This is a genomic window from Sulfurospirillum tamanense (genome assembly GCF_016937535.1).
In the GTDB taxonomy this organism is placed as follows: Bacteria; Campylobacterota; Campylobacteria; order Campylobacterales; family Campylobacteraceae; genus Sulfurospirillum_B; species Sulfurospirillum_B tamanense.
In genome coordinates this window covers 63,537-85,245 of the sequence record NZ_JAFHKK010000003.1, presented here as the reverse complement: position 1 = coordinate 85,245, position 21,709 = coordinate 63,537, and the positions used below count along the sequence as shown (strand labels likewise).

Annotated in this window: 16 protein-coding genes; 15 read left to right on the top strand and 1 reads right to left on the bottom strand. The window is 43.6% G+C overall.

Annotated elements, in window-relative coordinates:
• Positions 1-10: 10 nt before the first annotated feature.
• From JWV37_RS02435 to argH, 11 genes are all read left to right on the top strand, one after another.
• Complete coding sequence (locus JWV37_RS02435; RefSeq protein WP_205458062.1) at positions 11-2,269, top strand: sensor histidine kinase; 2,259 nt, start codon at positions 11-13, stop codon at positions 2,267-2,269.
• A gap of 78 nt (positions 2,270-2,347) precedes the next feature.
• Positions 2,348-2,998, top strand: a complete 651-nt coding sequence (locus JWV37_RS02430; protein WP_205458061.1) for a response regulator transcription factor — start codon at positions 2,348-2,350, stop codon at positions 2,996-2,998.
• A 130-nt stretch (positions 2,999-3,128) separates the two neighbouring features.
• Positions 3,129-4,193 (top strand): TRAP transporter substrate-binding protein, encoded by a 1,065-nt coding sequence (locus JWV37_RS02425; RefSeq protein WP_205458060.1) that lies wholly within the window; start codon positions 3,129-3,131, stop codon positions 4,191-4,193.
• Positions 4,194-4,300: 107 nt separating this feature from the next.
• Positions 4,301-4,822: a TRAP transporter small permease subunit gene (locus JWV37_RS02420; protein WP_205458059.1), complete on the top strand. Its 522-nt coding sequence runs from the start codon at positions 4,301-4,303 to the stop codon at positions 4,820-4,822.
• A gap of 2 nt (positions 4,823-4,824) precedes the next feature.
• Entirely contained in the window at positions 4,825-6,171 is a 1,347-nt protein-coding gene (locus tag JWV37_RS02415) for a TRAP transporter large permease (protein ID WP_205458058.1), read from the top strand.
• Positions 6,172-6,262: 91 nt separating this feature from the next.
• On the top strand, positions 6,263-9,097 hold the full coding sequence (locus tag JWV37_RS02410) for an FAD-binding and (Fe-S)-binding domain-containing protein (protein ID WP_205458057.1): 2,835 nt from the start codon (positions 6,263-6,265) through the stop codon (positions 9,095-9,097).
• 156 nt (positions 9,098-9,253) lie between these two features.
• Positions 9,254-9,508: an OadG family protein gene (locus JWV37_RS02405; protein ID WP_205458056.1), complete on the top strand. Its 255-nt coding sequence runs from the start codon at positions 9,254-9,256 to the stop codon at positions 9,506-9,508.
• Positions 9,509-9,528: 20 nt separating this feature from the next.
• Positions 9,529-11,343 carry a biotin/lipoyl-containing protein gene (locus JWV37_RS02400; protein ID WP_205458055.1) on the top strand — a complete coding sequence of 605 codons (1,815 nt, stop codon included), beginning with the start codon at positions 9,529-9,531 and terminating at the stop codon, positions 11,341-11,343.
• 11 nt (positions 11,344-11,354) lie between these two features.
• The gene (locus tag JWV37_RS02395; RefSeq protein ID WP_205458054.1) at positions 11,355-12,671 is read left to right on the top strand and encodes a sodium ion-translocating decarboxylase subunit beta; all 1,317 of its coding nucleotides are present in this window, start codon (positions 11,355-11,357) and stop codon (positions 12,669-12,671) included.
• A 32-nt stretch (positions 12,672-12,703) separates the two neighbouring features.
• Positions 12,704-14,278, top strand: a complete 1,575-nt coding sequence (pckA, locus tag JWV37_RS02390; protein ID WP_369407642.1) for a phosphoenolpyruvate carboxykinase (ATP) — start codon at positions 12,704-12,706, stop codon at positions 14,276-14,278.
• A 33-nt stretch (positions 14,279-14,311) separates the two neighbouring features.
• Complete coding sequence (gene argH, locus JWV37_RS02385) at positions 14,312-15,700, top strand: argininosuccinate lyase (RefSeq protein WP_205458052.1); 1,389 nt, start codon at positions 14,312-14,314, stop codon at positions 15,698-15,700.
• On the opposite strand, the gene JWV37_RS02380 is transcribed toward argH, so the two are convergent.
• Positions 15,697-16,053 (bottom strand): histidine triad nucleotide-binding protein, encoded by a 357-nt coding sequence (locus JWV37_RS02380; RefSeq protein ID WP_205458145.1) that lies wholly within the window; start codon positions 16,051-16,053, stop codon positions 15,697-15,699. The two genes, argH and JWV37_RS02380, sit on opposite strands and share 4 nt — an antisense overlap.
• A gap of 208 nt (positions 16,054-16,261) precedes the next feature.
• Between JWV37_RS02380 and pheS the strand changes: the two genes are divergently transcribed.
• From pheS to JWV37_RS02360, 4 genes are read left to right on the top strand one after another with little or no spacing between them, the layout of a single operon-like run.
• A complete protein-coding gene (gene pheS / locus JWV37_RS02375) occupies positions 16,262-17,254 on the top strand; it encodes a phenylalanine--tRNA ligase subunit alpha (RefSeq protein WP_205458051.1) in 993 nt (330 codons plus the stop codon).
• The gene (pheT, locus tag JWV37_RS02370; protein WP_205458050.1) at positions 17,251-19,593 is read left to right on the top strand and encodes a phenylalanine--tRNA ligase subunit beta; all 2,343 of its coding nucleotides are present in this window, start codon (positions 17,251-17,253) and stop codon (positions 19,591-19,593) included. Before pheS ends, pheT begins: the two co-directional genes overlap by 4 nt.
• Positions 19,590-20,873, top strand: coding sequence for a 3-phosphoshikimate 1-carboxyvinyltransferase (gene aroA / locus JWV37_RS02365; protein ID WP_205458049.1), 1,284 nt, complete (start codon positions 19,590-19,592; stop codon positions 20,871-20,873). The genes pheT and aroA overlap by 4 nt, the downstream gene beginning before the upstream one ends.
• Complete coding sequence (locus JWV37_RS02360) at positions 20,863-21,693, top strand: 4-hydroxy-3-methylbut-2-enyl diphosphate reductase (protein WP_205458048.1); 831 nt, start codon at positions 20,863-20,865, stop codon at positions 21,691-21,693. The genes aroA and JWV37_RS02360 overlap by 11 nt, the downstream gene beginning before the upstream one ends.
• The last annotated feature ends 16 nt before the right edge of the window (positions 21,694-21,709 follow it).

Genomic DNA, 21,709 nt, shown 5'->3' with positions numbered 1-21,709 from the left:
AAAATTTCTCATGCGCTATTGCCTAATGGTGGCGCTTATTTTTATTGTTACATGTAAAGCATTTGCGGTTACGGGGAGTAAAACTCAGGAAGTGCTTTTGTTGCACTCATACCACAAGGGTTACAAATGGACAGATGATATGTCGTTGGCCATTGATGAGAGTTTTGCCAATCGTGAAAATGTTGAAATCATGTCGCTTTATATGGATATAAAACGCATCGACACCCCTGCTTATTTAGACGCCTTGGCGCGCCTGTATAAAGAGCAATTTCCTAACCGTACTTTTGATTTAATTATGGCGGCAGACAACGCAGCTTTGGATTTTGTGCTAATGCACCACAGCACTGTGTTTCATAACGCCCCTATCGTTTTTTTAGGCATTAACGGATTTCACCCTAGATTGCTTCGAGGATTAAATCATAAAATTACTGGCGTTGTTGAAGAGGTGGATATCGCCTCAACACTAGAGTTGATGTTGGCCATGAATGGAGGCCTTCAAACTATTTTTGTGCTCAATGACCAAAGTGAAACAGGACTGGCTGTTAAACACGAACTAGAAAAAGTCATTCCGTATTACAGCAGTAGACTTAATTTTGAATACGTAGACAATTTGGATATTTTGGCCATTAAAGAACGCGTAAGTACTCTTAATCCTGAGAACACTGCTATTTTGTTCCTCCTTCTTTTTAAAGACAGCACAGGTAAATACTTTACTTACAAAGAAAGTTTGCAAGAGGTAAGGGCGGTGAGCTCTGTTCCAATTTTTGGTGTTTGGGATTTTTACCTTGGGCATGGTGTTGTTGGAGGAAAAATGACAAGCGCAAAGGCGCAAGGTGAAGCAGCGTCAAAAATGGCACTTGAAATTCTTGATGGCAAATCTCCTGATGAAATACCCATTCTTGACACCAGTCCTAATGTGTATCTTTTTGATCACAACGAGTTGGCGCGTTTTGGATTAAAGATACCGTTGCATATCGGGTTTCATGAAATTCACAACAAGCCTTTTTCATTTTATGAAACCTACAAATCTCTCGTGTGGAGCTTGGTTCTTCTGTTTTTGGCGGGGACTGCTGTAACTTTTGTACTGGCAACCAATGTGATTCTACGACGCAAAAGTGAAAAAGAACTCAAAAGCCAATTGATGTTTATTACTACCTTGCTAGATACGATGAAAAACCCCATCTTTTACAAGGATGTTTTAGGAAGATATATGGGGTGCAATCAAGCATTTTCGACGCTTTTAAAGCTTCCAAAATGGGAAATAAAGGGAAAAACAATCTACGATCTTTTTCCTTCTGCTTGGGCCAAGGAACATGCTCTAAAGGATGAAATGCTGTTAAAATATCCTAATGCAAGCAGTGTCGATGAGGCGACATTGCACCTACCGGGACGTCCCATGCAGCATTTTGTACTGCATAAAGCCACTTATTCCAATGCGGATGCCTCGGTTGGGGGTGTAGTGTGTATTATGGACAACATTACAGAGCGTATCCAGCAAAAACAGTTCTTGATTCAGCAGTCAAAGCTTGCCGAAATGGGGGAGATGATAGCAGCTATCGCACACCAGTGGAATGAACCCTTGGTGGAGCTTTCGGCCATCGTTCAAGATATGGAGATGGCATATTACAACGAAGAGCTTACCGATGATGTGGTCAAAGCGTATGTTAAAGATTCGATGCTCCAAATTCAATACATGTCCAAAACGCTCAAAGACTTTAGAAATTTTCTCAAACCTTCTACTCAAAAAAAGAGTTTTAGTGTTCGAACAGCCTTGAGTGAAATCACGGAACTGATTGGGCGACATGTGTTTTATTCGAACATTAATCTGTTTGTAAATTTCAAGCCAGAGTTTGGCGATATTATGGTTTATGGGTACGAAAACGAGTTTAAGCAAGTTTTGCTTAATATTATCAATAATGCCAAAAAGAAAATTATCAATACCTATAAAGGAACTGACAAAGTAGGAATTATCACTATAAATGTGTATCGTAATGAAGACACCACGGTGATTCAAATCATTGATGATGCAGGCGAAATCCATCCTTCCATTATCAACCATGTTTTTGACCCTTATTTTACAACTACACCTGGAGGAACTGGGCTAGGGCTCTACATGGCCAAAGTCATTATCGAAGATAAGATGCAAGGACGCATTAGCGTAGCCAATGGAGAAAACAGTGCGATTTTTATTGTTGAGGTTCCCAACTGTGAACGGGTCGAAAAAGCACCAAAGGTGCAAGGAATTTCTACTGAAGAGCATTTGATGTAGCTTTTGGGCCGTTACCTTGAGAGCCAATCTTGAGTTTTGCAAGAACTCTTTTAAAGTTTTTTGGACTATAATGCCCCTATGAAAATATTACTCTTGGAAGACAACACGAGACTCAATGCTACCATTACCAAGCGCCTTAGTGCCAAGGGTTTTGACGTGGATAGTTTTGAGGATGGAGCTGCTGCTTATGAGGCGGTGGACAATGGCTATGGTTGTTATGTGTTGGATATTAATGTCCCTTCACTTGATGGTATTGAATTGCTAAAACGTATTCGAGAGTACTATCCTTATACCCCTGTAATTATTATTAGTTCCAGTGTCGAGCTTGAAACCATTCGTGATTCATACCATTTTGGTTGCAGTGACTACATTAAAAAACCTTTTTTTGTGGATGAGCTGGAGATAAAAATTGAAAAACTGTGCAATGTCACCAACGATATTGTTACCTTTGGTGACAGCTATAGTTTTGATGCATTGTCGAGCATTTTAGAGCACCAAGGGGAGCGTGAACGGCTCTCCAAAAAAGAACGTCTTTTGCTAGGGCTTTTCTTGAGTGACCAAGGAAAGGTGGTTTCCTATGAGAAAATACAATCAATCGTTTGGGAAGGAAACTTTGCCAGCCTGGACTCCATACGCTCACTTATTCGCAGATTACGAAAAAAAATCCCCGAAAATTACATTGAAACAGTAGTGGATATCGGCTATTTGTTCAACCCTCCAAAGGCGTAATACTCCTGTATTGTTTCATAATGAAACAATACAGGGAATCCTGCCCTTGAAATAGAGCAATCTTGTCACTTTTTGGCTATTTCTTTCTACAATACGTATTGAACACCACTTTACATGTAAAGGAGAAAGAATGCAATATTGGAGACGCATTGTTGCCACACTTGTGTTGGCTGTTGCAGTGCTCACGAGCGCAAGCGCTTCGGAGCGCAAAATTGTATGGAAGTTGGCAATGACATGGGGCGGAACCTTGCACCCCTTTACCACTTCGGTTGAGAGTATGGCCAAAATGGTTGAGACGATGAGTGATGGCAATTTTATCATTCGCATTGATTCAGCCAATCGGCACAAATCGCCTTTTGGAGTGTTGGACATGGTTAAGGCGGGGCAATATGAGATGGCCCATTCTGCTTCTTATTATTGGAAGGGGAAAGACGTTAACCTCCTGCCGTTTACGAGCATGCCCTTTGGCATGACGGCACCTGAGCAATACGCGTGGTTTTACTATGGTGGAGGCATGGAGCTTATGCAAAAAGCCTATGCGCCACACAACATGTACTCTTTTCCAGGCGGAAACACAGGTGCGCAAATGGGTGGTTGGTTTCGCAAAGAAATCAAAACTCTTGAAGATTTAAAGGGACTCAAAATGCGTATCCCCGGCTTTGCAGGAGAGGTTTTAGCAGAACTTGGTACGGTGGTTACTAACATCGCACCAGGTGAGCTTTACACAGCTCTTGAGCGGGGAACCATTGATGCCCTTGAGTGGGTTGGACCAGGTATGGATATTAAGCTTGGATTTCACAAAGTGGCGCCATATTACTATACAGGGTGGCATGAGCCTGCAACTGAACTTCAGTACTTGGTAAATCAAAAAGCTTACGAGGCACTCCCAGAAAAATACAAAGAGATGCTACGCGTGGCTATGCGTGTCGCTGCGTATGACATGTATGCACTCAACTACCATGAGAGTTCTGAGGCATGGGCGCAAATTGCGACAGAATTTCCTCACATCAAGATTGAAACATTTTCTCCAGAGATTATGAATGCCATGAAAGCAGCCAACCAAAAGCTTCTCAAAGAGATGTCGGATGCAAATCCTCTTTTTAAAGAAGCCATGGAGTCTCAGGCGCAATACTTGAAAAAAGTTCGTGTTTGGACTAAAATGTCGGACTTTGATTACCTTAAAGACAATCTTTAGGATTGGCGCCAAGAGGCCTTTTGAGGCCTTTTGGTTTTTTTCCATAGCATTACATGTAAAGGCTATGGAAAAAAACCAGTGAAATTGCAAGTAGGTAGGGAGATTGAATGTTGGAGCGAATGGAGCGTTTTTTTGATACGCTCGCCAATTGGATTGGTCATGCGTGTGGAATTTTGATGAGCATTATGATGTTAAATGTCTTTTACAACGTGGTAATGCGGTACTTTTTTAAAACGGGTTCCATTGGAATGCAAGAGCTTGAGTGGCACTTCTTTTCTCTGATTATTCTTTTTGGCATCTCTTACGCACTCAAAGAAGATGCCCACGTTCGCGTTGATGTTATCTACGACAGGCTTCAGCCAAAAAGAAAAGCACTGATTAATATATTTGGTGCGATTGTTTTCATCGTTCCCATTTCTGTGTTGATTGCTACAGGTTCAACAGAGTTTGTGTTAGAAGCTTATCGTAGTAATGAGGGCAGTGGTGATCCTGGCGGACTTCCGTTTCGTTGGATTATCAAAGGGATGATTCCGTTGTCCTTTTATCTTTTGCTTTTCATTAATCTTGGCTTTATTATTAAAAACATTAATCTTTACCGGGCCCATTCTTGCCCAACTAAGGAGGCATAATCATGGTAGGCATTATCATGTTTTTTGCCGCTTTGGCAATGCTAGCACTTGGGTTTCCTGTGGCGTTTACCTTTGGGGCGGTGTCGGTGTTTTTTGCCATGATTGGTGGCGTGGTGGAATCGTTGCAGTACGGTGGAACCATCGCAGAGGGGTTTGGTATTGGGAAAGATATGTTTGGCTTCATGCCATTTCGAGTTTTTTCTATTATGCAAAATACCATCTTAATGGCAGTCCCACTTTTTGTTTTGATGGGTATTATTTTGCAAAAAACCAAACTGGCCGAACGTCTTTTGGAATCCATGGGCTTTTTGTTTGGGGAGATTCGTGGCGGCATTGCTATTAGCACCGTGCTCGTGGGAGCACTTTTGGCTGCGTCTACGGGTGTTGTAGGGGCAAGCGTGGTAGCGATGGGAGTAATTTCGTTACCGGTTATGCTTAAATACGGCTACAACAAAGAACTTGCCACAGGAACCATTTGTGCCGCAGGCACCTTGGGCCAAATCATTCCGCCTTCGATTGTGTTGATTATTTTAGGGGATGTGTTTCAAGTTCCCGTAGGAGATTTGTTTAAAGGCGCCCTTTTTCCTGGCCTTGCTTTGGTGGGAGCTTATATTCTTTTTATTTTGGTGATTGCTTTTATTAAAAAAGAAGTTGCGCCACCTATTACGATTGTGAGTCAAGAAAGTAAGCTTAAGCAAGTGCTTAACGCTCTTTTGGCTGTTATTCCTCCTTTGGTGTTAATTGTTATGGTGCTCGGGTCTATTTTTGCAGGGATCGCTACGCCCACGGAGTCTTCGGCAGTAGGGTGTATTGGCGCCATAGGGCTTGCAGTTTTATACCGCACGTTTTCTTTTAAGATGCTTCATGAAGCGGCTTTAGAGACCGTTAAAGTAACCGCTATGGTATTTGGGATTTTGATTGGTGCTACTGCTTTTTCGATGGTTTTTTCTTATACCGGTGGTGAGGAGATTGTGGAAGAGTTTATGTTAAGCCTTCCTGGGGAAAAATGGGGCTTTATTATTTTGTCTATGATTGCTATTTTGGTGCTAGGGTTTTTCATTGATTTTGTTGAGATCTCTTACATCATCGTTCCTATTTTAGTGCCTATTGCAGATGCTATTGGGATTAATCCTGTGTGGTTTGCTATTTTGATTGCTATGAACTTGCAAACCTCCTTTCTTACGCCGCCTTTTGGGTTTAGCTTGTTTTATCTCAAGGGTGTTTCACCGCCAGAGGTAAAGACTGTTCATATTTATCGAGGCGTTTTGCCTTTTATCCTCATTCAAATTGCTGTTTTGGTGGTGTTGATGTTTTATCCTGAGTGGTTTGGTATCAGCGTTATGCAGTAGTGTTTCAGGGTTGGCACATTATCATTTAGATATTATGCCAACTTTGTACAATAAGTGCATTTGACACAAAAACCGCTCTAAAGGATAGTCCATGACAGGCCCTTATCGTGATTTTCATGCCTCTGTTTCTTCTGTGATTTCTCAAAATCGTATCTTCACTGACCCGCTTCACACCATTGCCTACGGGACGGATGCTTCGTTTTATCGCTTGGTGCCAAAAATTGTCATTCTTGCTGCGAATGCGAGTGAAGTCAGTTTGGTGCTCAAAGAAGCCTCAAAAAGAAACTTGCCTGTTGTTTTTCGTGCAGCAGGGACAAGCTTGGCGGGCCAAGCTATCACAGACTCCATTCTCTTAATGACTTCTAGGGACTGGAAAGGTATACATGTAAAAGAAAACGGCACCTTCGTTACAATGGAACCTTCCGTTTTGGGCACTTCTGTTAACGAGAAGCTTTTGCCTTATGGAAAGAAGATTGGTCCAGATCCTGCTTCTATCGGTTCAGCGATGATCGGAGGGATTGCGGCAAACAATGCTAGTGGTATGTGCTGTGGCACGTCTGACAACTCCTATAAGACGCTCCATACGATGCAAATTATTTTTCACGATGGCTCAGAGTTAGATACAGGGTGCGAAGAGAGCAAAAAGGCATTCGCCCTTTCTCATCCAGACCTTGTGGAGGGCGTTGCAGCACTTGCCAAAAAGACCAATGAAAACACAGCGTTGCGGGATAAAATCAACCGAAAATTTAAAATCAAAAACACCTGTGGGTATGGCCTTAATGCTCTTGTGGATTTTGACGACCCCTATGAGATCATTCAGCACCTTATGATTGGGAGTGAGGGAACGTTGGGTTTTATTAAGGAAATCACCTTTAAAACCGTTCCTGAATACAAAGATAAAGCCAGTGCGTTAATGATTTTCAAAAACATCAAAGACGCTTGTGATGCTATTATTGTCCTAAAAACCCAATGCAGAACACGGGTTGAAAACGCAGAAGTAGACGCAGCAGAAATCATGGACAGGGCTGCGTTGCGAAGCGTTGAGGGCAAAGATGGCATGCCGCCATACCTCAAAGATTTAAGTGAGACAGCTACGGCCGTGCTTGTAGAAACAAGAGCGGTAGATGATGCAACACTGGATAAAAATATCGCTACTATCTTGGAGAAGCTTCAGCACATTGAGCCAGAAATTCCCTTGCAATTTACAAAAGATGTGGCCGAGTACACCTCTTTTTGGAAAATTCGCAAAGGAACTTTCCCTGCTGTTGGCGCAGTAAGGGAGACAGGTACGACTGTTATTATCGAAGATGTGGCTTATCCTATTGAGTCTTTGGCTGATGCAACCTTGGAGCTTCAAGAGTTATTTAAAAAGTATGGCTATAACGAAGCGATTATCTTTGGACATGCGCTAGATGGCAACTTGCACTTTGTCTTCACGCAAGCCTTTGATACCCAAGAAGAGATAGCGCGCTACGAAGCATTTATGCAAGAAGTGGCTGAACAAGTGGCTACCAAGTACCAAGGAAGCCTCAAAGCAGAACACGGCACAGGACGCAACATGGCGCCGTTTGTTGAGCTTGAATGGGGCGCGGATGCTTACGCGCTTATGAAAGAAATTAAGGCACTTTTTGACCCCAATGGGTTACTTAACCCAGGCGTTATTTTAAACGATGACCCTAAAGCGCACTTGAAAGATTTTAAATTTATGCCCGCAACCCATCCGATTGTCGACAAGTGCATCGAGTGTGGATTTTGTGAGCCTGTGTGTCCTTCTAATGTTATCACATTAACACCACGCCAACGAATTGTGGCCAATCGTCACCTTTCAAAACTCAAAAGCGAGCTGGATACGCAAGCATATTTGGATTTCAAAAAAGCGTACCAGTACGATGGCATAGAGACCTGTGCTACATGTTCGCTGTGCTCCCTCTCGTGCCCCGTTGGCATCAACACAGGCAATCTTACCAAAGAGTTGCGTAGCGCTCAAATTGGGGAATTTGCGCAAAAAACAGCTGGGTTTATCGGATCGCACTTTGGAGCAACGCTGGGTGCAATGAACGTCACCTTAAGCGCCGTAAAAGGAGTGAGTTCCGTATTGGGTGAAAATGTGATGACAGGACTTGGTAAAGGCGCAAGAAAACTAACAAACAATGCTTTGCCTTTGTGGACAGCAAGTCTCACGGGAGGCGTTTCCTTTAAACCACAGCCTCAGTTTCGTCCTGATGCACCCAAGGTGGTTTATTACTCTTCATGTATTAATCGCTCTCTTGGAAATCCAAAACCGCAAGACGAAGAGGCCAGCATCCATGAAATTACCATTGGACTCTTGGAGCGCGCGGGGTATGAAGTTATTATTCCAAAAGGGGTCAAAGAGCTGTGTTGTGGCCAAGCTTTTTTGAGCAAAGGGTACGTGGAAGAGGGGAAACGCAAAAATAAAGAACTCGAAGACGTGTTGCGAGGTGCTAGCAATAATGGGGCTTATCCTATTGTTTGTGATATGACTTCGTGCAGTAAAACAGCACGCGAGAATTTTAATGGCGATATTATCATGCTTGACCCTATCGAATTTGTTTTGACACACCTCAAAGAGAAGCTTACCTTTACGAAAATTGACGAACCCGTGGTGATTCACGCTATTTGTTCAACGCGAAAAATGGGCTTAGTGGATAAATTTGTTGAGGTGGCTAACTTGTGTTCAACACAAGTACATGTACCCTCAGACGTACAGTGTTGTGGTTTTGCGGGAGACCGTGGGTTTAACTATCCTGAGTTAAACACTTCGGCCTTACGCGATTTGAAAGCCAATATTCCCAAGGGAACACGCTTGGCCTTTTCGACCAATAAAACCTGTGAAATTGGCCTTAGTGAGCACAGTGGGCTGGCTTATCGTAACATCTTGTATTTGGTGGACCGTTGTACTAGGTAATACCCCAACAAAACCCCATAATCCCCTTTACATGTAAAGGGGATTTTTTAAACCAAGCTCCCTATTGGTGGCTTGGTTTTTTTTAATAAAAGACATGTTAGAATAACCGCCATTTAGCGTTTGCGCTAAAAATGTTCTCACACAAAGGCTTCTGGCATGGAAATAAATCTGGTCACAGAAGGTCTCAAATTCATGGTCTTAGGCATTACGACCGTGTTTTTATTCCTGGTGTTGATGGTAGCGATACTGTACGCGCAATCGGCCATCCTAACAACGTTTTTTCCTCAAAAACCCACTCCCAAACCCCAACAAACCCCAGGGAGCACTCCATCATCCCCTAGCGATGAAACGACACTTGTAGCGGTGATTTCCGCAGCGATTCAAACATTTCGTAATCAAAAACGTCACTAAGCGTTTATAAAAGGGCAATCATGGCAAAAAAATTCATCGATATTATGGACACAACATTCCGAGACGGATTCCAATCTGTTTACGGTGGCAGGGTTCTTATGGGAGATTTCATGCCTGCAGTTGCTGCAGCAAGAGAAGCAGGAATCACACACTTTGAGTTTGGCGGCGGCGCAAGGTTCCAAAGCCTATTTTTCTATCTCAATGAAAATGCGTTTGATATGATGGATAAATTCCGCGAAGTAGCTGGAAAAGATGCCAACCTTCAAACCCTAGCGCGCGGTGTAAATACCGTGACACTAGACACAGGAAGCCGTGAAATTGTTGATTTGCACGCAAAATTATTTAAAAAACACGGCACAACTACCGTGCGTAATTTTGATGCACTAAATGATGTCGAGAACCTTAAATATAGTGGTGAACGCATCTCTCATTATGGTCTAAAACATGAAGTGGTGGTGACCCTTATGGATCTTCCTCCAGGGTGCGTGGGTGCGCATGATGTGGCCTTTTACGAAAAAACACTGCGCGAGATTTTAGATGCGGGAATTCCCTATGACAGTATTTGTTTTAAAGACGCCAGCGGAACATCTAGTCCCCAAAAGGTTTATGAAACCATCAAAATGGCAAAAAAACTCTTGCCAGAATCTGTACATGTAAGGCTCCATACCCATGAAACAGCAGGGGTGAGTGTGGCTTGTTATTTGGCTGCTTTGGAGGCAGGGGTGGATGGTATTGATTTGGCCGCAGCACCTGTGAGCGGTGGCACAAGTCAGCCAGATATTTTAACCATGCTTCATGCAGTCAAGGGAAAGCCTTATGACCTAGGTGGCTTGGAGCTTGAAAAGATTTTAACTTACGAAGAAGTCCTCCAAGAGTGCCTTAAAGAGTACTTTATGCCACCAGAAGCGGTGCAGGTGTCGCCACTGATTCCCTTTTCACCCATGCCTGGAGGCGCTTTGACTGCCAACACGCAGATGATGCGCGATAACAACATCTTGCACAAATTTCCTGAAGTCATTAAGGCTATGCGCGAAGTGGTAGAAAAAGGAGGCTATGGCACAAGTGTCACCCCTGTGTCACAGTTTTACTTCCAGCAAGCGTTTAATAATGTTATGTTTGGACCGTGGACAAAAATTGCAGACGGGTATGGCAAAATGGTCCTTGGCTACTTTGGAAAAACACCTGTGGCTCCCGATGCTTCCGTGGTAGATTTGGCGGCCAAGCAGTTAAAGCTAGAGCCAACAACAGAGCATGCCATTGATTTGGCCGATAAAGACGAAACAAAATCCTTGGCCCATACGCGTGCCATTCTTGAAAAAGAGGGGTTGGAGGCAACTGAGGAAAATCTCTTTATTGCGGCGGCATGTAAAGAAAAAGGAATCGCCTATTTAAAAGGTGAAGCCAAAGTTAATGTGCGTAAAAATAGTGCTCCCGCCCCTGTTTCTGTCACGCCTACTGCGCCACAAGAGACCAATCAAGAACCTTGTGCCTATACGGTTGTTGTCAATGGAAAAACCTATGCCGTGCAAGTGGCAGAAGGGGCCGATGTGGCCATTACTGCTGTTGCACCCGTTGCAACAACACAAGCAACATCTTCAGCACAAGTAGCGTCAGCGCCTTCTTCAGGAGCAACAGTGTGTGCAAGTTTGCCTGGATCTGTGTTTAAACTTCTTGTAAAAGAGGGTCAGAGTGTTGCAGAAGGAGAGGTGTTGATTGTTTTGGAAGCCATGAAAATGGAAATTGAAATTCCTTCCCCTTGCGCTGGCATTGTAAGCCAAGTGAAGGTTTCTGAGGGCCAATCGGTTGAGAATGGCCAAATTTTGATTGTATTATAGGGCAGGGGATAATGAAGCTGATATTAAAAACACTTGTATTGTTTGTTGCGTTGGCATTGGTGCCTTTGTCTGCTAGCGCAGTCCAAGCACCCGCAGCACCACAAGAAGTCAAAGAGTACCACTCTAAAGATATCGGAGCACTTTTTAAAAGTTTCTACGAGTCTACGGGGATATATGCCTTTTTAAATCCCCAAGAGGGGCTTACGGATTCGACGGGACATGAGTTGAGTGTTTTTACTCAGACGTGGGGCCGTGTTATTATGATTGTCATTTCGTTCATTCTTTTTTACTTGGCTATTGCTAAAAAGTTTGAACCTCTTTTATTGCTTCCTATTGGTTTTGGAGGCTTTTTGGCCAATGTGCCCATTGCTGAAATTGCGGGACCAAATGGCTTTTTAGGCATTATTTATGATGCAGGTATTGCCAATGGCTTATTTCCTTTGCTGATTTTTATGGGCGTGGGCGCCATGACGGATTTTGGTCCTTTGCTGTCTAATCCTAAAACTGCTCTTTTGGGCGCAGCGGCTCAAATTGGTATTTTTGGGGCACTAGTTGGTGCTGTGGCCTTAAGCCAATATACCTCTGTAGTTAACTTTTCCCTTCAAGATGCCGCTGCTATTGGTATTATCGGAGGGGCAGATGGTCCTACGGCTATTTTCATTACCTCTAGGCTTGCCCCAGACCTTTTGGGGGCAGTGGCAGTGGCGGCGTATTCGTATATGGCCCTTGTCCCTGTGATTCAGCCGCCTATTATGCGGGCACTCACCACCAAGGCAGAACGAAAGATTAAAATGGTGCAATTGCGTCAAGTGTCACGTTTGGAAAAGATTATCTTTCCCATTAGTATCGTTTTGCTTTCTTTGCTTATTTTGCCCGATGCGACCCCACTCATTGGGGCTCTTGCTTTTGGTAATCTTGTCAAAGAATCAGGCGTTGTGCAGCGTTTGTCAGACACCTTGCAAAACGCATTGATTAACATTGTTACTATTTTCATTGGATTGGCGGTGGGGTCAAAGCTTGATGCAGATAAGTTTTTGGCGCCCGAAACCTTAGGCATTTTAATTTTAGGCCTCATTGCATTTGCTATTGGTACTGCATCAGGGGTCTTGATGGCTAAGGCGATGAATCTGTTTACAAAAGAGAAAATTAATCCACTTATTGGAGCTGCGGGAGTAAGTGCTGTGCCCATGGCGGCGCGGGTGGCTAATAAAGAGGGCATGAAGGAAGACCCAAGCAACATACTTCTTATGCATGCTATGGGTCCAAATGTTTCGGGTGTTATTGGTTCGGCGGTCGCAGCGGGCGTACTGTTGTCTATTTTTAAATAAAGTGTACGAACGAGGATAGAACAATGTCAACAATTAATGGGCTAGATAAGTTGGGACTAGAGGGCATAAAGACGGTTTATCATAACTTAGACTACGCAACACTTTTTGAACATGAAGTTGCCAACGATGAGGGCTGGCAAACGGAAAATGGTACGTTTATGGTGGATACGGGCATTTTTACGGGGCGGAGTCCAAAGGACAAATACTTTGTAAAGCAAAGTCCATCAAAGGAACATATTGCTTGGGGCAACATTAATCAACCCGTCTCTAAAGAGATTTTTGAAGAGCTGTTTGCCAAAGTAAAACAGCAACTTTCCCATAAAAATATTTACGTGCAAGATGCCTTTTGTGGAGGCAGTTTAGCCAGTCGCAAAAAAGTACGTTTTGTGACAGAGGTTGCTTGGCAGGCGCATTTTGTTAAAAACATGTTTATTCGTCCAAGCGCAGGAGAATTAGAGGGGTTTTTGCCTGATTTTACAGTCTACAATGCGTGCAAATGTATCAATACGGATTTTAAAAAACACGGATTGCATTCAGATGTATTTGTGGTTTTTAACATCGAGGAGAACATTGCCATCATTGGAGGCACGTGGTACGGTGGGGAGATGAAAAAAGGGATTTTTTCCATGATGAACTACTGGTTGCCGCTAGAGGGCAAGCTTCCTATGCATTGTTCTGCCAATGTGGGTAAAGCAGGGGATGTTGCACTTTTCTTTGGGCTTTCTGGAACAGGCAAAACAACCCTATCTACCGATGCTAATCGCCGTTTGATTGGGGATGACGAGCACGGATGGGACGAAGAGGGAATTTTTAACTTTGAGGGTGGATGTTACGCAAAATGCATTAATCTTGATGCTCAAAGTGAGCCAGAAATTTTTGGCGCCATCAAAAAAGATGCATTATTGGAAAATGTGGTAGCTGATGTCGAGGGTAAGGTGGATTATACGGACGGTTCTAAAACCGAAAACACCCGGGTTTCTTATCCTATTCATCACATCAAAAATCACGAGCTAACCCTTCAAGCAGGTCATCCAAAAAACATTATTTTTCTTACGGCAGACGCTTTTGGTGTTTTACCTCCCGTGTCGAAGTTGACAAGCGAACAAGCCATGTATTATTTTCTAAGCGGCTATACGGCTAAAGTTGCTGGAACGGAACGCGGTATTACGGAGCCTGTGGCTACCTTTAGCGCCTGCTTCGGTGAGGCATTTTTGCCACTACATCCTACGAAGTATGCGACTTTGTTGGGTGAAAAAATCAAAAAACACAATGTAAATGTTTTTCTGCTCAATACTGGCTGGACGGGCGGTCCTTATGGGATTGGAAAGCGCATGAGTATTAAGGCAACTAGAGCATGTATCAATGCAATTCTTGATGGCTCTATTAACGAAGTTGAGTTTGAAACATTTCCCGTTTTTGACCTACAGATTCCAAAGCAGCTTGAAGGGGTTGAGACAGAATTGCTAAATCCGCGCAATACATGGAAAGACAAAACGCGCTATGACGAGGGCAGGATTCATCTAGCGGGAATGTTTGCCCACAATTTTCAAAAATACCTCGCTGAAGACGCGGAACATGATTATTCTGCTGCAGGTCCGAGTATTTAATAAACTTTAAAGAATTAAAAAAGAGGAAAACGTATGTCAAAAATGTGGTCGGGTCGCTTCAAGCAAGGTGCGGCAAAATTGTTAGACGAATTTAATGCCTCCTTGCCTTTTGATCGCGTGTTGTATCAAGAGGATATTGAAGGGTCCATCGCCCATGCTACCATGCTTGGCGCCCAAGGGATTTTAACCCAAGAAGAAACAGATATTTTGTGTGAAGGTTTGACAAAAGTCCGCAAAGAGATTGAGGCAGGGGATTTTGTGTTTGTCATTGAGGATGAAGATATTCATATGGCTATTGAAAAGCGTCTCACCCAGCTTGTGGGTGATGTGGGCGGAAAGCTGCACACCGCGCGCAGTCGCAATGACCAAGTAGCGCTGGATTTTCGGCTTTATGTGCTTCGCAGCAACCGTGCTATTGCACGGCACCTTGAGACACTCATTGATACTTTGTTGAAAATTGCAAAGGACCATACGAAAACTTTAATGCCAGGCATGACCCATCTGCAGCATGCACAGCCTATTAATTTTGCTTATCATTTGTTGGCTTACATGTATATGTTCAAGCGCGATATTGAACGCTTTGAATCTTCCTATGAGCGCAACAATCTTTTGCCTCTTGGGTGTGCTGCACTTGCAGGCACTCCTCACCCTGTTGATAGGCAGTTAAGTGCCAAACTTTTGGGCTTTGCTGGTGTGACTCCCAACTGCCTTGATACGGTGAGTGATCGGGATTTTGCTCTGGAAATTTTATTTAATATTGCGACCATGATGATGCACATTTCACGCCTTTCTGAGGAGTTGATTTTGTGGTCAAGTTCGGAGTTTCGTTTTGTGACCTTTAGTGACGAGTATTCCACGGGAAGCTCAATCATGCCCCAGAAAAAAAACCCTGACGTACCCGAATTATTGCGTGGCAAATCGGGCCGTGTTTATGGAAATTTGATAGGCCTCTTAAGTGTGCTAAAGGGACTGCCTTTGGCTTACAATAAAGACATGCAAGAGGACAAAGAAGGGGTGTTTGACAGTGTTCAAACCGCGACACTTTCTTTGCAAATACTCACTGCTGCGATGGCAACATTGGGCGTTAACGCAGATAAAATGGGTGCTGCTTGTAAGGTTGGACACTTGAGCGCGACTGATTTGGCAGATTACCTTGTGCGTACGTGTAACATTCCTTTTCGCGAAGCGCACCACATTACAGGTCGTGTGGTTGCCCTAGCAGAAGAAAAAGGGTGTGATGTGTCTGAGCTTTCTTATGAAGCACTAGCAAGCATTGACAGCCGCATCCAAGAAGACGTGTTGGCGTGTTTGCCTCTTGAGGCTTCCATGAATGCACGAAACTCTGAGGGCGGAACAGCCACTAGTCGCACCCTAGAGCAACTTACTCACATAGAACAGTGGCTTAAGAAAAAGGAGGCCTAGAGGCTTCCTTTTGGATTGGCATCAGAAAAATGCCCCCACGCTAGCTTTGTCCCCCCTAAAAGGTGAAAATGCAAGTGGGGCACCTCTTGTCCTCCATCTTCGCCATTGTTGGTAATGAGCCGATACCCCGAACTATCAAGTCCCAAGAGGGTGGCAACTTCATGAATAAAAGGCGTCATGGCTTCCATGGTTTTGGGGTCAACATCTTGAAAATTGGCAACATGTTTTTTAGGAATAATTAAAATATGAATAGGTGCCTTTGGATTGATGTCGTGAAAGGCCAAAAAATGGTCATTTTCCATGACTTTGTTGCAAGGAAGTTCCCCCGCAACGATGCGTTCAAAAACAGTCACTTCGCGCATGTGTGTTCCTTCTTTGTGAAATCAAAAAACTAGTATACCAAGAAAAATTCTCAACGTCTACGGCTTTACATGTAAAGCGTGACCGTCTAGGGCTAAGACCGAAGTTTTCTGCTTTTGAGTAGGTACGGTTGAATCTTTTAACACGTTTATAATCAAACATTGACTACAATCAGCTCAAAAATTAAAGAAGGCAGAACCGTTGGAAAAGCTAGAAAAAGCGATTGCCCAGTGCAGCTCACTTGATGCGTTGGAAAAAATTCGCCTTGAGCTCTTTGGCAAGAAAGGCCACTTTGCAGAAGAATTTGCAAGATTAAAGCATTTGCAAGGCGAAGAAAAAAAAGAAGTCGCTAGCACACTTAATGCTGCAAAAGAGAAATTTACAATGCTCTTGGCAGAAAAAAAAGAGCAGCTAGAGCTTGGAAAAATGGATGAACTCATGCAAAAAGATGCCCAAGATGTGGCGCTTTTTAATGCCACTTTGGGCGCTGGTGCGTTGCACCCTGTGATGGAAACCATGAACAAAATTATTGATTATTTCGTGGGAATGAACTTCTCTATTGAAGAGGGGCCTTTGGTGGAAGATGATTTTCACAATTTTGAAGCCCTTAACCTTCCTAAGCACCACCCCGCGCGCGATATGCAAGATACGTTTTATTTTGATGATGGTATGTTGCTTCGTACGCACACGTCGCCCGTGCAAGTGCGCACGATGCTCTCCCAAAAGCCACCCATTCGGATGATTTGTCCAGGTTCTGTGTTTCGGCGTGATTTTGATTTGACACACACACCCATGTTTCATCAGGTTGAAGGGTTGGTTGTTGATGCGGCTGGTAAAGTTTCATTCGCCAATTTAAAATTCATTTTAGAAGATTTTCTAAAGCATATGTTTGGTGACGTCACCGTGCGTTTTCGTCCTAGCTTTTTCCCTTTTACAGAGCCAAGTGCTGAAGTAGACATTAGCTGTATTTTTTGCAAGGGAAAAGGGTGCCGTGTGTGCTCCCATACAGGCTGGCTTGAGGTGCTAGGATGCGGGGTTGTGGATCCTAATGTATTTCGTGCCGTTGGCTACGAGGAAGTGAGTGGCTATGCGTTTGGTTTAGGCGTAGAGCGTTTTGCAATGCTACTGCATCAAATACCAGATTTACGCTCATTGTTTGAGGGCGATTTGCGATTATTGGAGCAATTTAGATGATAGTAACACGAGAATGGCTAAGAGAGTGGATTGACCTCGAAGGTATCACAACACAAGCACTGTGTGAAACACTTAATGCAATTGGGCTAGAAGTTGATGGATTGACGCAGCAACGAATCCCTGAGGGGGTCGTTGTGGGATACGTGGTAAATAAAACACCCCATCCTGACGCGCAAAAACTCAACGTATGCCAAGTTGATGTAGGTCAAAGTGTTCCACTTCAGATTGTGTGCGGGGCAGCTAATGTGGCTCAAGGGCAATATGTTCCTGTAGCCCTTGAAGGAGCTGTTTTGCCTGATGGATTGGAAATTGCCCCCACGCTTTTGCGCGGCATCACTTCCACGGGTATGATCTGCTCTTCTACGGAGCTTGGCTTGCCAAAAATCAATGACGGCATTATGGTGCTTGATGAAAGCATTGGAACTTTGACAATTGGCCAACCCTTGTGTGAAATTCAAGCATTAAATGATGATGTAATTGAAATTGGTTTGACGCCCAATCGCGGGGATTGTCTGAGCATTCGTGGGGTAGCCAGAGATTTATCTGTGATTTTCAAGCGGCCTCTTTTGCAGCACGAAGCAACAGAAGAGGAAGAAAACCAGTTGGGTATTGGGCGTATTCTTTCTTTACATGTAGAAGACAAAGTAGAAAGCTCCTTTGTTTACAAGGCTTTTGAAAAACAATCCATGCGCCCTAATGTGTTAAGGGAGTTACGATTAGCGCAAGTTGAAATAAAGCTCGCCAGTGAAGTTGAGCGCGCCATAGAATACGCCACATACGCAACGGGTGTTTTAATGCGTGCGTACGATTACGCCTGTTTTGTTGATGCAAAAGATAAAGCAACAGTTTCTCTTAAAAAAGATACCAATGGCATTGACGCCGTTTTTGGCATAAACGGGCGCGTGGCGTATGTGGGATTTTCACAAGAGGCGACATGCCGCACCACCGATGAGAGCAAAATTGTCATCGTGGAAGCAAATTTTTCATCTCCTGAACGCATGGCAACCCTTGGTGCAGAAAATAAAACTTTATCCTCCGATAAACATTTATACCGTTCTGCTAGAGGGAGTGAGCCTGAGCTTGAAATTGGAATGGAATACCTTTGGGCACTACTCCAAAAAGAAAAAGGTGTTTCACTTTATGCTGGTGCACAAAAATTTACAAGGGAATCTAAGCCTTCTGTTGTGATTTTATCCCTTGATGAGCTAAGCGGAATGATTGGGCAAGAGATTCCCAAAAATCACGTGGTAGACATTTTGAAACGCTTGGGTTTTGAAGTTCATGTGAAGGTTGAGCAGGAAATTATACATGTAAGCGTTCCTGCGTTTCGTCACGATGTGCTCAATGCGCAAGATTTATGCGAAGAGATTGTGCGTATGGTTGGCATTGATAACATCACGGCCAAACCCCTTGTTTTTGCAGAAAAATCTCGCACAAATCAGGCTTATGTGCAGTATAAATTTCGCACATCTTTGCGCCAAAGAGCAGCAGCAGTTGGGTTTTTTGAGAGCGTGCATTATTTGTTTGATGAGCGCAAAAAACAGGAGCACTATGGGATTAAAGGGGTGTATAAAAAACGTGAACTTTCCAATCCCATCACCAGTGAGCTCAACACAATGCGCTCAACCCTCGCATTGCATTTATTGGAATCGGCAAGTAAAAATATCAAAAATGGCAAAAAGCGCGTCCCTTTGTTTGAGCTTGGACGCGTGTTTGATCGCAGTCGCAATGAAACAACTAAAATAGGATTTATTTTTAGCGGCGAAAGCGAAGAGGCTGCTTTGCCAAACCATGGTAAACCAAACCCTATTTCACTCATGGGATTTGCCTCCAAGCTTTCTCAAGTAGTGGGACAAATACGCCTTGAGGAAGGTGCGCCAACCAACAAGCTAACCAGTCCTTATGAATATGCCAATGTTATCGTTGATGGGATTTGCGTGGGATTTTTAGCCAGAGTGCATGCGCAAGTAGAAAAAGATTTTGATTTACCGCGCACGTACATTGCGGAACTAGACGTGGAAGCTTTGCACAAAGAGCGTGTGATTGCCTCAGAATATTCAAAATTTCCCTCTTCTAGCCGTGATTTAAGCTTGCTTATGCCTAAAAGCATGTCTTATGCGCGCATTCGTGCGTGTATTGAGGAGGCAGGAATTGCCAACCTTAGCCAGTGCTATCCTATTGACCGCTTTGAAAGTGCAGACCTTGGGGAGCAAATGAGTTTAACTATTAAGCTTATTTTTCAACACAAAGACCGCACACTGGAAGAAAAAGAGATTAGTCAAGCTGTTGAGGCGGTACTAAAGACACTGCACGTAACATTGGGCATTGGAATGCGATGAAAACCTATGTTGTAAAGCCTGCGACAGCTTTTTCCAAAAGTATTGATGCCATTGCGCCGGATAAATCTATCTCCCACCGTTGCGCTATTTTTTCCCTTTTGAGTGACCGTCCTTCAAAGGTACGCAACTACCTTCAGGGGGAAGACACGCTATGTACATTAGAGATTGTTAAGCAGCTTGGTGCGACTGTGGAAATGCAAGAAGGAGAGATGCTTATTACTCCGCCAATAAAACTCTCAGAACCACCCCTTGTGCTTGATTGTGGTAATTCGGGAACTGCCATGCGACTTTTGATGGGCTTTTTGGCTGCGCGCGAGGGTTTTTTTGTGTTGCACGGCGATGCTTATCTTGCCGCGCGTCCTATGCGACGTATTGCAGACCCTTTGCGTAGTATTGGCGCCCACATTGACGGGCGTAAAAACGGTGAATTATCGCCTATTGGCATTAGGGGAAAGCAGTTAAGCGCTTTTGATTACAAAAGCCCCATAGCTTCCGCACAAGTTAAAAGTGCGTTACTTTTGGCTGCTTTGACGTGTGAAAAACCTAGCCATTTTTGGGAGCCAGAACGCAGCCGTGACCATACGGAAAAAATGCTTTCAGGCATGGGGGTTCATCTTGTGCAAGAAGGTTTACATGTAACACTTTACCCTCCGGTATCACCCTTGAATCCTTTAGATATTACGGTTCCTGCGGACCCTTCTAGTGCTTTTTTCTTTGCTCTGGCTGCTGCGATAGTTCCAGGAAGCAAAGTTGTATTAAAACACGTGCTGTTAAACCCCACACGCATCGAGGCATTTAAAGTGCTTGAGCGTATGGGTGCAGATATTACTTACACGGTGCGTGATAAAACCTATGAGAGCGTTGGTGATATTTGCGTAAAGTATGCACCACTTCAAGGTGTCGAACTTAGTGAAAACATTGCGTGGTTAATTGATGAAATCCCTGCCCTTGCTATTGCTTTTGCTTGTGCCAAGGGCGTGAGTAGAGTTGGTGGAGCAAAAGAGCTACGTGTCAAAGAGAGCGATCGCATCGCAACAACCGTGGCTAATCTTCGCTTATGTGGGATAGAAGTGCGTGAATTTGAAGATGGGTTTGAGGTTGTTGGGGGAATTTTGCGAGAAGCCAAGGTCAAAAGTTTTGGTGATCATCGCATTGCGATGAGTTTTGCCATTGCTGGGCTTGTGTGCGGCATGGAGATAGAAGATACCCAATGTGTTGGTACTTCTTTCCCAAATTTTTTAGATCTTTTAAAATGCCTAAGCAACACGCATGAATATTAAGCTTGCGAAAAATTACGGCTTTTGCTTTGGGGTAAAGCGGGCGATTAAAATTGCCGAAAGCACCCAAAACGCTTCTACTATTGGCCCCTTGATTCATAATAATGAAGAGATTATGCGTCTTAAGAAAAACTTTAATGTGGAAACCCTTGAAGATATTTCACATGTCTCAGGCACCAAAAAAGCTATTATTCGCACCCACGGCATCCCAAAACAAGACCTCCAATTTTTAAAAGAAAAGAAAGTAGATATTATCGATGCTACATGTCCTTATGTGACAAAACCTCAAAAGATTTGCGAAAAAATGAGCAAAGAGGGATACGACATTGTTATCTTTGGTGATGAGATGCATCCTGAGGTTAAAGGGGTAAAAAGCTACGCAAGTGGGAAAGTGCATGTGGTTTTACATGTAAGCGAACTGGCGGCTTTAAAACTAAGTGCGCGCGTTGCGGTTGTTTCCCAGACGACGCGCAAGGTAGAAGAGTTTAAAGAAATTGTGAGTTATTTGATTTCTCACTACAAAGAGGTGCGCGTATTTAACACCATTTGTAATGCCACCTTTGAAAACCAAGATGCTGCCAGGGAGCTTTCGAAAGAGTCGGATGTGATGGTAGTTGTTGGGGGAAAAAACTCCTCAAATACCAAGCAGTTGTTACATATTTCAAAAGAATTTTGCTCCGATAGTTACCTAATCGAAAGTGAAAGAGAGCTTGAGGCATCGTGGTTTGAAGGGAAGGAGCAGTGTGGTATTACAGCAGGTGCTTCTACTCCAGATTGGATTATTAAAAAAATTATTGAAAAAATAAGCAATTTTAAAGTATAATAAGCGACTTTTCGTC

Coding starts and splice junctions, on each gene's coding strand:
- JWV37_RS02405 (WP_205458056.1), top strand. CDS start 9,254: ATGGAAATAAATCTGGTCACAGAAGGTCTCAAATTCATGGTCTTAGGC.
- JWV37_RS02410 (WP_205458057.1), top strand. CDS start 6,263: ATGACAGGCCCTTATCGTGATTTTCATGCCTCTGTTTCTTCTGTGATT.
- JWV37_RS02395 (WP_205458054.1), top strand. CDS start 11,355: ATGAAGCTGATATTAAAAACACTTGTATTGTTTGTTGCGTTGGCATTG.
- JWV37_RS02435 (WP_205458062.1), top strand. CDS start 11: ATGCGCTATTGCCTAATGGTGGCGCTTATTTTTATTGTTACATGTAAA.
- aroA (WP_205458049.1), top strand. CDS start 19,590: ATGAAAACCTATGTTGTAAAGCCTGCGACAGCTTTTTCCAAAAGTATT.
- JWV37_RS02400 (WP_205458055.1), top strand. CDS start 9,529: ATGGCAAAAAAATTCATCGATATTATGGACACAACATTCCGAGACGGA.
- JWV37_RS02415 (WP_205458058.1), top strand. CDS start 4,825: ATGGTAGGCATTATCATGTTTTTTGCCGCTTTGGCAATGCTAGCACTT.
- JWV37_RS02425 (WP_205458060.1), top strand. CDS start 3,129: ATGCAATATTGGAGACGCATTGTTGCCACACTTGTGTTGGCTGTTGCA.
- pheT (WP_205458050.1), top strand. CDS start 17,251: ATGATAGTAACACGAGAATGGCTAAGAGAGTGGATTGACCTCGAAGGT.
- JWV37_RS02430 (WP_205458061.1), top strand. CDS start 2,348: ATGAAAATATTACTCTTGGAAGACAACACGAGACTCAATGCTACCATT.
- JWV37_RS02360 (WP_205458048.1), top strand. CDS start 20,863: ATGAATATTAAGCTTGCGAAAAATTACGGCTTTTGCTTTGGGGTAAAG.
- JWV37_RS02420 (WP_205458059.1), top strand. CDS start 4,301: ATGTTGGAGCGAATGGAGCGTTTTTTTGATACGCTCGCCAATTGGATT.
- argH (WP_205458052.1), top strand. CDS start 14,312: ATGTCAAAAATGTGGTCGGGTCGCTTCAAGCAAGGTGCGGCAAAATTG.